The following is a 12,650-nucleotide window of genomic DNA, read 5'->3' on the forward strand; positions in this document are numbered from 1 at the left end:
ATCCTGATAGGCGGACGAAATTACGAGGAACGGATGGCGTTTGGCGCCAGCTTGGAAGCGATGATTATAAGCAGCAGGGTCAGCCCCATCAATAAGGTAGAGACGGCATTTACCTCCGGCGTGACGGCAATCTTGATCATCGAATAGATCTGCAGCGGCAAGGTGGAGGCGTTGGCGCCGGCGGTAAAGAAGGTAATCACGAAATCGTCGATCGACAAGGTGAACGCCATCAAGGCTCCCGCCACTACGCCCGGCATGATCAACGGCAGCGTGACCAGGCGGAACGCTTGCAGCGGGGTGGCGCCGCAATCGCGCGCCGCTTCGGTCAGGCTTTCATCCATGCCGGACAAGCGCGAGCGCACCACAATCGCCACAAAACCTATGCAGAATGCGATATGCGCCAGGGCGATCGAGACCAGGCCCAAGGTGATATTGAGCATCACGAAGAAAATCAGCAGCGACACGCCGACCAGGATTTCCGGAATCGCGATCGGTGTCAGCACCAGCAAGGGCAGCAATTTCAGCTTGTAGCGATGCATCGCAAAACCGGCCATGGTGCCCAGCATGGTAGACGCGGCGCTGGCTACCAGCGCAATCATCAAGGAATTGCCGGCGGCTTGCAGCATCTCTTCGTTGTGGAACAGCTTGCGATACCAATCCAGCGTGAAACCTACCCACTCGGCATTGAGCTGCGAATCGTTGAAGGAGTACACCACTACGATGATCAGCGGCACGTACAGGAAAGCGTACACGGCCAGCGCTACCAGCCACAAGCCCGGCGGACGCCTTATTATCTTGGTCATGCGGCTCTCCTCGGCCTTGCCACCAGCACCGCAATGCCGGCGGCGATCAGGGCCGCCACCGTGAGGACGATGGACAGCACGCTGCCGAACGGCCAGTCGCGGGTTTCCAGGAATTGCTGCTTGATGACATTCCCTATCATGTCGCTGCCGGTGCCGCCCAGAATGTCGGACACCGCAAAAATCCCCAGCGCCGGAATGAAGACCAGCGCCGCGCCGGCGTACACGCCGGGCAAGGATAGCGGGAAAGTGATGCGCCAGAAACGCTGCCAGGCCGATGCGCCCAGATCCTGCGCGGCGTCGACCAAGGCCGGATCGTGCTTTTCCAGATTGGCGTACAAGGGCAAGACCATGAACGGCAAATGCACATAGACCAGGCCGACAATCACCGCAAACCCGGTAAACAACAAGCGCACCGGTTCGATCCCGGCCAGTCCCAGCACATAGTTGACAGCCTGGGTCAGGCCGGACTGCGGACCGAGGATGATCATCCATGCATAGACGCGTATCAGGAAGTTGCTCCAGAACGGCAGGATCACCAGCAGGATCAGCAAATCGCGATATTTCTTGGGACTGCGCGCAATCAGCAACGCCAGCGGATAAGCCATCAGCAGGCAGCAGAAGGTGGTGATCACCGCATACATCAGCGACTTCAGGAAGATCGCCGTGTAAATGAAATCGGAAGTGAAGCGTTGAAAATTCTCCAGTGTCAGGTTCAGCTTGCCGGCCTCGTCGAAGACCGGCGCCAGGCCGCCGTAGTCGCCGGCATAACGGATCGAGGCGAACACCATGATCAGACTGGGGATAGCAAAAAACAACAGCAGGTAAAACAGCGGCGGCCCGCTGATCAGCCAGCGCGCCATGCGGCTGCGTTTCGCTGCTGCGTCAGACAGCTTCTTTGCCGCCTGGTTGGCAACCTTACTCATACAAGAAATGCCCTGCGTCGAATTGCCAGGCGATATCCACCGTATCGCCGACTTCAAAGAATTTGGCGCGGCCGGCCGCCGAATTCGCCAGCAAGGCCTCGATGGCGGTGCCGCCCTCGGTCTGTACGATGTAGACGGTGACGTCGCCCAGATACAACAACTCTTTGACGAAACCCTTGAAGTGGTTCTCCGCGGTGTCGGCGCCGATCTCGGCGCTGATGTGGATTTTCTCCGGCCGCAAAGCCAGGGTGCCTTTACGGCCGGCTACGGCATCCGGCGGTAGCGCGCTCTTGACCTGGCCGAGGCCGGGCACGTCCAGCTTCATGGCGGCGCCGTCGATACTGGCGATCGCGCCGTCCAGCAAATTGCAGGTGCCGATGAAGTCGGCCACAAAACGGGTGCGCGGATAACTGTAGATGCGCGAAGGCTCATCCAGCTGCTCGACACTGCCGCGATTCATGACCGCGATCCGGTGCGACAGCGCCAGCGCTTCACCCTGATCGTGGGTGACGTAGACGAAAGTGATGTCGACTTCCTTTTGCAAATTGATCAACTCGATCTGCATCTGCTCACGCAATTTGGCGTCCAGCGCTGACAGCGGTTCATCCAGCAGCAGCAACTTGGGACGCGACACCAGCGCCCGGGCGACAGCAACCCGTTGCCGTTGACCGCCTGACAATTCGTGCGGGAAGCGCGCGGCGAAGCCGCTCAGGCGCACGTCTTCCAGCGCCTCCTCGACGCGGGCGCGGATCTGTTCGGCCGGCACCTTAGCCATTTTCAGGGGAAATGCGATATTGGCCGAGACCGTCATGTGCGGAAACAGCGCATAGTTCTGGAAAACGGTGCATACCGGCCGCTGCTCCGGCGGACTGCCCACCAGATCGACGCCATCCAGCAGGATCTGGCCGGAATCCGGCAGGTCGAAACCGGCAATCATGCGCAGCAAAGTGGTTTTACCGCAGCCGGAAGGACCTAGCAAAGTAAAGAATTCGCCGGCTTCAATCGACAGGCTGATATTGTCGACTGCGGCAAAGTCGCCGAAACGACGACTGACATTACGGATTTCGAGCAGCGCCATATGTCTTTATCCTAGATTCGGTAGTTGGACAGGTGCGAGTGTGCATTTTTCCGGTCCTCTGGATAGGCGCGACGACGACGCGGACTACATTCCGCTAGGAGGAGCAACGACGCCAGAGGGCCGGAAAAGTGTGCAATCGTACCTGTAGCGCTTTTAGCCAATTGATGAGCCGTATCGAACGAAAGAAAATCAGTGGTCATGGGACTTGCTAAACATAAGTAAGCGGTCAACTACCGAATCTAGGATCATGTCCTGAGGGGCAAAAAACCGCCAATTGTAGCAAGGCGTCCGTCATTTATGTAAAAAAAGCCAGCTTAAGCGCAACCGCGCATATCCCTGGCTGACATTGGCCGACGCCGGCTGGAACCCAAGCTAAGCGCGCCGCCGCCACTCCATCCAACGCTCTTTTCCCGCAAACACGGCGATGGAATCGCTCACTTCCCGTTCATCGACCAGCTCAAAATCAACATGCAATAAGCGTTCCAGTTCGGTCCGGCCGATGCCGAACGGCGGGCCTTTAGGGTTCTCGTCGAAAAAGAAGAAGCCGGCCAGGGTGCCACCTGCCGGCAACAGCTCGGCCCAGCGGCGGACGATGGCGGCGCGTTTAGCCGGCGGCAAAGCGCACAGGAAGGCGCGTTCGTAGATCAGCCCCAGCGGCTGTGGCGGCTGATAGGTAAAGAAATCGGCCTGCAGTACGCGCTCCGACCATTTGCCCAGCACAGTGCGCGCTGCGCTCACGGCAGCGTCGGAAAAATCGATGGCGATCACGTCCCAGCCGGCTTCCGACAGCAACGCGACTTCATAACCGCTGCCGCAACCGGGGATCAGGGTCGCCACCGGTTTGCTGCGGCTCAGGTATTGCTGCAGCGCCTGCGGCACGCCGCCCTTATCCCAGGGAATGAAATCTTGCTCGAAACGCTCGCTCCAGAAATCCGGATGGGAGGGATCGCGATGGACAAACTTGGGGGTGGCATCGGGTTTAGAAGCGGGCGTGGTCATGCTCACCACCAAATCATGTGACCGAAGCGGAAATACAGCAGCGTCAACAGCACGCCGGCCGCCAGGCCGCCGCCGGCATACACCAGCACGCCGAGCAGGTGATTGGTCTGGCGCTGTTCTGCAATCAGCCGCCACATCAACTCATTGTTTTGCTCAGTCTTCGGCTCCACCACCTGCGTCAACGCCTGATGCGCCAGGCGCGGCAGTTGCGGCAACAGCTTGCTGTAGCGCGGCATTTCGATCTTCAACTGCTGGATCAGCCCACGCCAGCCCATTTGCTCGCTCATCCAGCGCTCCAGGTACGGCTTGGCGGTTTTCCACAGATCGAGCTCAGGATCAAGCTGGCGACCCAGGCCTTCGACGTTGAGCAAGGTTTTTTGCAGCAGCACCAGCTGCGGCTGCACCTCGACATTAAAGCGGCGCGAAGTCTGAAATAGGCGCAACAGCACCTGGCCGAAGGAGATATCCTTCAGCGGCCGGTCGAAGATCGGTTCGCAGCAGGCGCGCACCGCTGACTCCAGCTCATCCACCCGGGTTTCCCTGGGCGCCCAGCCGGATTCGATATGGGCTTCCGCCACACGTTTGTAATCACGCTGGAAAAACGCCAGGAAATTCTGCGACAAATAATCTTTATCGAAATCGTTGAGCGTGCCGACGATGCCGAAATCAAGTGCGATGTAACGGCCGAAGGTGGCCGGCGCCACCGACACCAGGATATTCCCGGGATGCATGTCGGCATGGAAAAAACCGTCGCGAAATACCTGGGTGAAAAAAATCTCGACGCCATCGCGCGACAGTTTGGCGAGATCGACGCCGGCATCGCGCAGGCGGTCCAGCTGCGAAATCGGGATGCCGTGCATGCGCTCCATCACGATCACCGACGATGAGCAATAGTCCCAATACATTTCCGGCACTACCAACAAATGGGAGTCGGCAAAATTGCGGCGCAGCTGGCTGCCGTTGGCGGCCTCGCGCATCAGGTCCAGTTCGTCATGCAGGTACTTATCGAATTCGCCGACTACCTCGCGCGCCTTCAGGCGGCGGCCGTCAGCCCACAATTTCTCGACCAGGCCGGCGGCGATGTGCATCAGCGCCACATCTTCGTCGATCGACTTTTTCATGCCGGGCCGGAGCACCTTGACTGCCACCTCCTTGCCGTTTTTCAGTGTCGCAAAGTGCACCTGCGCAATCGAGGCCGAGGCCACCGGCTCACGCTCGAAGCTCGCAAACAAATCGTCCGGATGCGCCTTCAATGATTTTTCGATCTGCGCGATCGCCAGGTCCGAGCTGAACGGCGGCACCCGGTCCTGCAGACGCGACAGTTCGTCGACCATGTCGCCGGGCAGCAGGTCGCGCCGGGTCGACAGCACCTGTCCAAACTTGACGAAAATCGGCCCCAGCTCTTCCAGGGCCTTGCGCAAACGCTCACCGCGCGGCGCCGAAATGTCGCGCCAGAAAATCAGGGTATCGATCAGCTTGGAGATGCGCGGCGTATCGAAACCCGACATCGCGATATCGTCCAGGCCGTAACGCACGGCAACGCGGACAATTTTTAACAGGCGTAGCAATTTCAGGATCATGAATTCTTCAGTTTGTTGATGCGTTTGGCGAGCCGCTCCAGATCGTCGCGCAGCCTGGTGACATCATTCGTAAAATCGGATACCGCCTGCGGCCGCACCAGCATCGGTTGTTCTTCCAGAAAATATTCGGCGACGTTTTCCGCCAGCTTCTTATGGGTAGCCACCGCGCCGGCAATCAGCGCATTGCTGCCGGCCACGATGCGCACGGCGGCGATATCGCCGACCAGCTTGCTCAGATCGTGTTCGGCGTCCCAGCGCAAACCCTGGCTGACTTGCGAAATGGCGTTGGCAAAATCGGCATCGCCATCGATCTTCACATAGGAAAAGGCGCGCTCCCGGTTCTGCGCAATCAGCGGCAGGTCGGCCAGGTTAAGCCGAATCGTGACGTTCACGGCGGCGTCCGGCGCCGGCGCTTGCAACAGGCCGTCGGCGCTGACCTGCCAGCGCAGTTTGACTGCGCCGCCATCGAAGCAGGCGACTTTGTCCGCGTGCGCGGCCAGGATGCGCTGCGCCCATGGTTCTTGCGCCAGCAAATGATTGATGGCGGCGGTGATCGGCGTGAAATTGATTGGATGAGTCATCGTCAGAAAACAAAACCGCCCGTGACTATTCACGGGCGGTCCCAAGTTTATCAGTTTAGCAGGCTCAAAACCTGCCTATGGCCTTAGCATTTATGCATTGACCTGCTGAATCCCTGCCAAAACCCAGCCGCCCTGCCCCGATTGCGGCTTGGACAGGTTCCAGACCTCGGTGAACGGTTCCGCCGATGCTTCCGGCGCTTCCTTGATCAGGCCGGTGAATTTGACGCTGGCCAGATAGTCGTTGCCGACGGTTTCGATACCCATCAACTCGCCGTCCAGCTGCACCACATCGGTATTATTGGGCGATGCGCCGCGCTCTTGCAATTGCAGGCGCAATTCGCCGAACATTTCCGGCGTGGTGAATTCACGGATATCGTTGATATCGGCCTTGTCCCAGGCGGCTTGCAGGCGAATGAAATAGGTCTTTGCGCTGCGCACGAAGCCCGGCACGTCGAAATCGGCAGGAATGCCCCAAGGCGCGCCGTGGCCGGCCGCGGCCGAATCCGCCTGCAATGCAGAAGGCTGGAACGAAGGGGCGGAATTGATGCGCGAGCCGATTTCAGGCGTAAAGCCGGAAGCGCTGCTGTCGAAACTGGCGGCCGGCGAATTGACACTGGAACTTGCACCAGAATAGGCGGCAGGCGCCGGCGTATTGCCGGCCTTGCGCATTACCAGCCGCACAACAAAAATTACCGCGACCGCCAGCAAGGCCATCAACAGGAAAGAACCGAATGCGCCGCCCATGCCGAAGTGCGACATCAAAGCGCCCAGGCCCAGGCCCAGCAAAGCGCCGCCCAGGATACCCTTCCAAGGGCTGGCCGGTTTAGGCGGGATCGTTTGCGGCGTAGTGGTGGCAGGTGCGGCCGGCTTGGCCTGGTTGGTGTTGCCGAAATTCTGCGTCGGCTGGCTTGGCGCCTGGCGGGTAATCCCGGACGACTGTTTGCCGAACGACCCGCCGCCGCCCAGGCGGCGCGCATCGGCATTCGATATGGTCAACGACAAGGTGCTTGCGACCATCAGCAGCACCAGCAAAAATCTCTTCATGCGAACTCCTACAGTTTTATGCCGGTATGCAAGGCCGCCACGCCGGCAGTTAAATTGAAATACTCAACCCGCGCCAGGCCGGCATCCGTCATCATCTGCTTCAGGGTGTCCTGATCGGGATGCATGCGGATCGACTCAGCCAGGTAACGGTAGCTTTCAGAATCATTGGCAATTTTCTTGCCCAGCCACGGCAGTACGGAAAACGAGTAGACGTCGTAAGGTTTTTTCAGCGGTTCCCAGACTTTCGAAAACTCCAGCACCAGCAACTTGCCGCCCGGCTTCAATACGCGCCGCATTTCTGCCAGCGCTGCATCCTTGTGCGTCATGTTGCGCAAACCGAACGCCACCGATACCCGGTCGAAATAATTGTCCGGAAACGGCAATTTCTCCGCATCGCAGAGTAAGGTGGGGGTGGACAGGCCGGTATTCAAGAGGCGGTCACGCCCCACGCGCAGCATGGACTCGTTGATATCGGTCAGCCAGACTTCGCCGGTAGGTCCGGCGCGCTTGGCGAAAGCCTTGGCCAGATCGCCGGTGCCGCCGGCAATATCCAGAACCTTGAAGCCGGGACGGATAGCCGCCTGGGCAATGGTGAAAATTTTCCAGACCCGATGCAGACCGGCCGACATCAAATCGTTCATGACATCGTATTTGGGCGCGACCGAGTGGAAAACTTCGGCGACTTTGTGGACTTTATCGTCCTCGGAGACGGTTTTGTAACCGAAATGCGTGGTGTTGGTCATGGTGGCAAGCTTATTTGGCAGACTTACATTATACAAGTCCCGCCAAGGCTTGCCTGGCTTGCCAAATAATCCATAGGCGATTTATCAGCGACATGCCCAGCTTTACATGGCGGAAAAACAACTAAGCCTTATCGGCTTTGCCCGCAGCGTTGGCCAACTTGCTCAACATCCGGTCCAGCAGCCACGGTTTGCGATCCTGGTCTTCCGCCAGTTCCTTGCGCCGGATCGCATCGCGCACTACCAGCGAACCTATATAACGCAGCGGCTCCGGCGGGAACCGGCCGCGCGGGCCGGCCGCCAGCGGGCTGCGGCTCCATGCATTATCAAGGCCCAGCACCAGCGACGACAATAATTGCCCGCCCATGTAACTGGGGCCGACGCCATTGCCGGAATAACCGAAACCGTAAAATACATTCGGCATCTCGTTCAAGCGCCCGAAGAACGGGAAACCGCTTACCGAGCGGTCTGAAGCGCCGTTCCAGCTGGCGCTGATCGGCACGTCGGCCAGCGCCGGAAAAAATTCGTGCAGGCTGCGCTTGAGCTGCTGTTCATAGGGCGAGCGTTGATCGAACACCGGCAGGATGCGGCCGCGCCAGGCGAAGGTGTTGCCGCCCTTGCCCAGCATCAGGCGGCCGTCTTCGGTAGTGCGGTAATAGAAGACGAAAGTACGCGAATCCAATACCGATACGCCATCCGTCAGACCGATGCTGCGCAATAGATCAGGACATTTTTCAGTGATCACCATATCGCTGGAGACCACCGCCAGGGTGCGCTCGAATTGCGGGAAGCGGCTGGCCATCCAGGCGTTGATGGCCAACACCGTCTTGCCGACCTGCAGGCTGCCGGCCGGCGTTTGCAGCGTGACCGTGGCGCCGGGCGTAAACGACAGCATCGGCGTTCTTTCGTAGATCCGTATCCCCATCTCCAGCGCCACACGGCGCAAGCCGCGCACCAGTTTTCCCGGATGCACAGTCGCCGCCATCGGCGAGAACACGCCGGCCAGATTGCGGGTCGAGCCGGAGCGACGTTGTACTTCAGTATCCGGCAGCGCATGGTAAGAGCTGATGCCTTGCCGCTGCAACTCTTCCAGCACCGGGTCCAGCACGCCCAGTTGCGCCTTGGCGGTGGCGGTATACAAAGTGCCGTCCTGACGGAATTCAGCGTCGATCTTGTGTTCGCGGCAAAAATTGCCGATGTGATCGACTACCGCTTCCGAGGCCTTGACCAGGCGTACGGCTTCGGCTTCGCCGAACAAACGGCGCAGGGTAAAGAATTTGGTGGCCCAGGTCAGCAGGCAGCCGCCGTTGCGGCCGCTGGCGCCGGCGCCGCACAGATCGCTTTCGATGATGGCAATGTCGAGCGCCGGGTTTTGCTGCTTGAGCTGGATCGCAGTCCACAAACCGGTAAAGCCGCCGCCGACAATGCCGACGTCTGCCTGTTGCTGACCCTGCAGCGCCGGGGCCAACTCACCGTCGGCGAATAGTGCATCTTCCAGCCAGAATGGGCGCATGGGTTATCAATCCTGGGTGAGCAATGATTAAAAGTAACTAAGCGGCAACTAAGCAGTGGCCAAAGCGCAGGCAGACATCAATTTGGAGAAATGCCGCAAATCGGGAGTCGCCTTTCCTTCCACCTTGGCCTGGTCGTCCCACAGCCTCAGGCTGAGCGCATCGGCGGCATAAGGGCGGGCGATGAATTGCGCCGCATCGGCGGCGGAAAAAACGCCGCCCTGCAATTCCAGGCTACGCTTGGAATCCTCGGACAGGCGCTCCCGATAAGCGCTGTCCGTGGCGCACAAATAGCGCTTGGCGTCGACGTGCAAACGAATCGGCTCCAGCACCGCCGGGCGGAACAAACCGCGCAGATACGGTATCGCGAAATATTGATGGGTGTCGTCGACGCCGCGCGCCGACGGCGTCTCGCCTTGCGGATTCAGCAGGTGCCCGAGATCGTGCAGCAAGGCGGCGCAAACCAGCTCCGGCTCAGCGCCGGCCTGCTCTGCCAGGGTGGCCGATTGCAGCGCGTGCTGCAACTGGTTGACCGGCTCGCCGCTGTACATCTGGTGACCGCCGCGTTCGAACAGTGCGCAAATTTGCGGGATGGTCAGCATGGATTCAGTTCCAGGGCAGAGAATAGGTTTTGGTATTGCAGAAGCTCTTCATCGCTTCCTGCACGCCTTCCTTGTAGCCCAGGCCGGAATCCTTGATGCCGCCGAACGGCGTCAGTTCCAATCGATAGCCGGGGACTTCGCGGACATTGATGCTGCCGACTTCCAGTTCGCGCACGAAGCGGGTGATGTAGTCGAGCCGGTTGGTGCATACCGATGACGACAAGCCGTAAGGTGTCGAATTGGAGATGCGGATCGCTTCGGCAATATCGGTGCAGCGGATCACCGGCGATACCGGGCCGAAGGTTTCCTCGGCAACCAGTTGGCAATCGGCCGGCACATGATCCAGCACGGTGGGCGAATACAGCGCACCGTCGCGCACATTGCCGAACAGGAGTTTGGCGCCGCGTTGTTGCGCATCGTTGACCTTGGCTTCGAAGGCGCTGGCGGAACGGGCGTCGATCACGCTGCCCATGTCGTTATGCGGGTTCATTGGATCGCCGTATTTGACGGCCTTGGTTTTGTTCACCAGCAGTTCAACGAACTCGTCGGCTACCGCTTGATGCACGATCATGCGCTTGATCGCCGTGCAGCGTTGGCCGGAATTCTTGTATGAACCGGAAACCGCCAGCGTCGCCGCTTCTTCCAGATCGGCGTCCTCCATCACGATAATCGGATCGTTGCCGCCCAGCTCCAGGACCTGGCGTTTGTACACTGCCTTGCCGGCAATGTATTTGCCGATCGGCACACCGCCGGTAAATGTCACCAGGTCGACATCGGGATTGGTCAGCATCTCGTCGGCGATTTCGGCGGGATCGCCGGTGACGACCGAGAACATTGCCGGCGGCAGGCCTGCCTGGTACAAGATGTCTGCCAGCAGCAAGGCTGACAAGGGCGTCTTTTCAGTCGGCTTCAGCACCATCCGGTTATTGGTGGCGATGGACGGCGCTACTTTGTGGGCGACCTGATTGAGCGGATGATTGAACGGCGTGATCGCCGAGATGGCGCCCAGCAACGGTTCTTTCAAAGTGTAGACCTTGCGCTGCTTGCCATGCGGCGTCAGGTCGCAGGAAAACACCTGGCCGTCGTCCACCAGCGCCTGGTTCGCGGCAAACACGAACACATCGCAGGCGCGGCCGACTTCATACAGGCTGTCTTTCTTGCACAGCCCGGCTTCCGCCGTGATCAGGTCGGAAATCGCATCGGTATTGGCGCGCAATATTTCCGCCGCCCGCAGCATGATCTGGGAGCGTTCGAAACGCGTCAGCGCCGACTTGAACTGACGCGCGATACGAAAGGCTAGGCGGATATCTTCGACTGTCGCTTTCGGCACCGAACCGACCAGTACGCCATTGTATGGATTACGAATCTCTATGCGGCGCGGGTTGCCAACCGGTTTTCCGGCGATCCGCATGTTTTGATGTAAAGGTTCGCCTTGCTTGAGCTTGCTCAGTTCGGTCAGCATCATGTCCTCGGATCTGCTTGTCAGAGAGTGGAGAAAATCTATTGCGCGTTATTCATCGCCAGGAAAAACACATCGAAATTGCGCAGTCGATGATCCGCCGGGATGGCGCTCAATTTGCGGTTGAACATCAGCGGCACCTTTTGCTCGGAAATGCCGCCGTGCGAACGCAGCGGCAACTTCAATCCGGACAGATCGTGACGGCTGGCAGCGGTGCCGATCACGGTCAGGCGCTCGCTGACCGCCACCAGATCGCCGATACGATCCGGCGGCAATTCAAAGCGCCGTGCCGCCTGCGCGCGCGTCAGCACCAGTTCGATGCCGGCAATGGCGCGGATCTTGTCAGCGATGTGCACGAGGTCGGCCGCATCGGAGCCGCCGCCGAGATAGACGGTGGCGTAAGAACCGAGCGCGCCGTGATGCACCACATACGGATCGGTGATCGGCAGGATGACACGGGTTTTCTCAACGCCGACCTGGGCGTCCAGCACATCCTGCAAGTAAATCACGTTGGCATTGCCGGCGCTGTCGGTCTTGGCGTTCATGCCGTGATCGGCAGTCAGGCCAATTGCCGCGCCCAAGGTATCGAGCCGGGTCAGGTAGCGATCCATCATGGCGTAGAAAGCATTGGCGCCAGCTGTACCGGGCGCGTACTTATGCTGGATATAGTCGGTGGTCGACAGATACATGATATCCGGACGCTGTGTCTCCAGCAGTTTGACGCCGGCGGCAAACACGAACTCCGACAGTTCCGCGCTGTACACCGACGGCAGCGGCATGCCGACCAGTTCCAGCAAATTCTCTATGCCGTTCTGCTCCAGCGTAGCCTGATCGGCCCTCTCTGCCGAGAAACAGATGCCGCCGCGCATTTTATGCCCGAGCAAACTGCGCAATTTGTCCTTGGCGGTGATCACCGCGACCTTGGCGCCGGCGTTGGAGAAGGCCTCGAATATGGTGCCGGCGCGCAGGTATTTGGCGTCGTTCATCATGACTTCCTGCCTGGTCTCCAGATCATAGAAATAATTACCGCAGATGCCATGCACGGAAGGCGGCACGCCGGTCACGATCGACAGATTGTTAGGATTGGTAAAGCTCGGCACCACGCAGTCCGCGCTAAGCACCGTGCCCTGCTCCGCCATTTTTTTCAGGAATGGTGCGACGCCGGCTTGTATCGCCTGATTGATGTATTCCTGTTCACAGCCGTCGACGCAAACCACTACCAGCGGCTGCTGCATCGGTTGATAGCTGCGGCCGTTGATGGTGAGAGATTCACTGAGAGATTCGCTGAGGCTTTTGGGATTGGACATGGCTTGCTTTCGCTGTGATGCTA

12 protein-coding genes are annotated in these 12,650 nt (G+C 59.3%); all 12 read right to left on the bottom strand.

Features of this window, described 5'->3' with window-relative positions:
* Window positions 1-20 precede the first annotated feature (20 nt).
* On the bottom strand, window positions 21-803 hold the full coding sequence (locus BLV81_RS11230; protein ID WP_092355807.1) for an ABC transporter permease: 783 nt from the start codon (window positions 801-803) through the stop codon (window positions 21-23).
* Window positions 800-1,726, bottom strand: coding sequence for an ABC transporter permease (locus BLV81_RS11235; RefSeq protein ID WP_092355810.1), 927 nt, complete (start codon window positions 1,724-1,726; stop codon window positions 800-802). The genes BLV81_RS11230 and BLV81_RS11235 overlap by 4 nt, the downstream gene beginning before the upstream one ends.
* Window positions 1,719-2,804 (bottom strand): ABC transporter ATP-binding protein, encoded by a 1,086-nt coding sequence (locus BLV81_RS11240; protein ID WP_092355813.1) that lies wholly within the window; start codon window positions 2,802-2,804, stop codon window positions 1,719-1,721. Before BLV81_RS11240 ends, BLV81_RS11235 begins: the two co-directional genes overlap by 8 nt.
* Window positions 2,805-3,176: 372 nt before the next feature.
* Window positions 3,177-3,803, bottom strand: coding sequence for a methyltransferase domain-containing protein (locus BLV81_RS11245; protein WP_092355816.1), 627 nt, complete (start codon window positions 3,801-3,803; stop codon window positions 3,177-3,179).
* Window positions 3,804-3,805: 2 nt separating this feature from the next.
* Entirely contained in the window at window positions 3,806-5,383 is a 1,578-nt protein-coding gene (ubiB, locus tag BLV81_RS11250) for a ubiquinone biosynthesis regulatory protein kinase UbiB (protein WP_092355819.1), read from the bottom strand.
* Window positions 5,380-5,964, bottom strand: coding sequence for a ubiquinone biosynthesis accessory factor UbiJ (locus BLV81_RS11255; RefSeq protein ID WP_092355822.1), 585 nt, complete (start codon window positions 5,962-5,964; stop codon window positions 5,380-5,382). Before BLV81_RS11255 ends, ubiB begins: the two co-directional genes overlap by 4 nt.
* A 90-nt stretch (window positions 5,965-6,054) precedes the next feature.
* A complete protein-coding gene (locus tag BLV81_RS11260; protein ID WP_092355825.1) occupies window positions 6,055-7,008 on the bottom strand; it encodes a Tim44 domain-containing protein in 954 nt (317 codons plus the stop codon).
* Between the two features lie 8 nt (window positions 7,009-7,016).
* Complete coding sequence (gene ubiE / locus BLV81_RS11265; RefSeq protein ID WP_092355829.1) at window positions 7,017-7,751, bottom strand: bifunctional demethylmenaquinone methyltransferase/2-methoxy-6-polyprenyl-1,4-benzoquinol methylase UbiE; 735 nt, start codon at window positions 7,749-7,751, stop codon at window positions 7,017-7,019.
* A gap of 121 nt (window positions 7,752-7,872) precedes the next feature.
* Window positions 7,873-9,261 carry an FAD-dependent oxidoreductase gene (locus BLV81_RS11270; protein ID WP_092355832.1) on the bottom strand — a complete coding sequence of 463 codons (1,389 nt, stop codon included), beginning with the start codon at window positions 9,259-9,261 and terminating at the stop codon, window positions 7,873-7,875.
* Between the two features lie 48 nt (window positions 9,262-9,309).
* Window positions 9,310-9,861, bottom strand: a complete 552-nt coding sequence (locus BLV81_RS11275) for a phosphonate degradation HD-domain oxygenase (protein WP_092355835.1) — start codon at window positions 9,859-9,861, stop codon at window positions 9,310-9,312.
* Window positions 9,862-9,865: 4 nt separating this feature from the next.
* Window positions 9,866-11,323: a phosphonoacetaldehyde dehydrogenase gene (phnY, locus tag BLV81_RS11280; protein WP_369823867.1), complete on the bottom strand. Its 1,458-nt coding sequence runs from the start codon at window positions 11,321-11,323 to the stop codon at window positions 9,866-9,868.
* Window positions 11,324-11,361: 38 nt separating this feature from the next.
* Window positions 11,362-12,627 (bottom strand): phosphonoacetate hydrolase, encoded by a 1,266-nt coding sequence (gene phnA, locus BLV81_RS11285; protein WP_092355841.1) that lies wholly within the window; start codon window positions 12,625-12,627, stop codon window positions 11,362-11,364.
* Window positions 12,628-12,650 lie beyond the last annotated feature (23 nt).

The sequence above is a fragment of the Collimonas sp. OK242 genome, from assembly GCF_900107095.1.
In the GTDB taxonomy this organism is placed as follows: domain Bacteria; phylum Pseudomonadota; class Gammaproteobacteria; order Burkholderiales; family Burkholderiaceae_D; genus Collimonas.

Bases quoted from the DNA above. Each gene is read 5' to 3' on its own strand.
- phnA (WP_092355841.1), bottom strand. From the start codon at position 12,627: ATGTCCAATCCCAAAAGCCTCAGCGAATCTCTCAGTGAATCTCTCACC.
- ubiB (WP_092355819.1), bottom strand. From the start codon at position 5,383: ATGATCCTGAAATTGCTACGCCTGTTAAAAATTGTCCGCGTTGCCGTG.
- BLV81_RS11270 (WP_092355832.1), bottom strand. From the start codon at position 9,261: ATGCGCCCATTCTGGCTGGAAGATGCACTATTCGCCGACGGTGAGTTG.
- BLV81_RS11255 (WP_092355822.1), bottom strand. From the start codon at position 5,964: ATGACTCATCCAATCAATTTCACGCCGATCACCGCCGCCATCAATCAT.
- ubiE (WP_092355829.1), bottom strand. From the start codon at position 7,751: ATGACCAACACCACGCATTTCGGTTACAAAACCGTCTCCGAGGACGAT.
- BLV81_RS11235 (WP_092355810.1), bottom strand. From the start codon at position 1,726: ATGAGTAAGGTTGCCAACCAGGCGGCAAAGAAGCTGTCTGACGCAGCA.
- BLV81_RS11260 (WP_092355825.1), bottom strand. From the start codon at position 7,008: ATGAAGAGATTTTTGCTGGTGCTGCTGATGGTCGCAAGCACCTTGTCG.
- phnY (WP_369823867.1), bottom strand. From the start codon at position 11,323: ATGCTGACCGAACTGAGCAAGCTCAAGCAAGGCGAACCTTTACATCAA.
- BLV81_RS11275 (WP_092355835.1), bottom strand. From the start codon at position 9,861: ATGCTGACCATCCCGCAAATTTGCGCACTGTTCGAACGCGGCGGTCAC.
- BLV81_RS11245 (WP_092355816.1), bottom strand. From the start codon at position 3,803: ATGACCACGCCCGCTTCTAAACCCGATGCCACCCCCAAGTTTGTCCAT.
- BLV81_RS11240 (WP_092355813.1), bottom strand. From the start codon at position 2,804: ATGGCGCTGCTCGAAATCCGTAATGTCAGTCGTCGTTTCGGCGACTTT.
- BLV81_RS11230 (WP_092355807.1), bottom strand. From the start codon at position 803: ATGACCAAGATAATAAGGCGTCCGCCGGGCTTGTGGCTGGTAGCGCTG.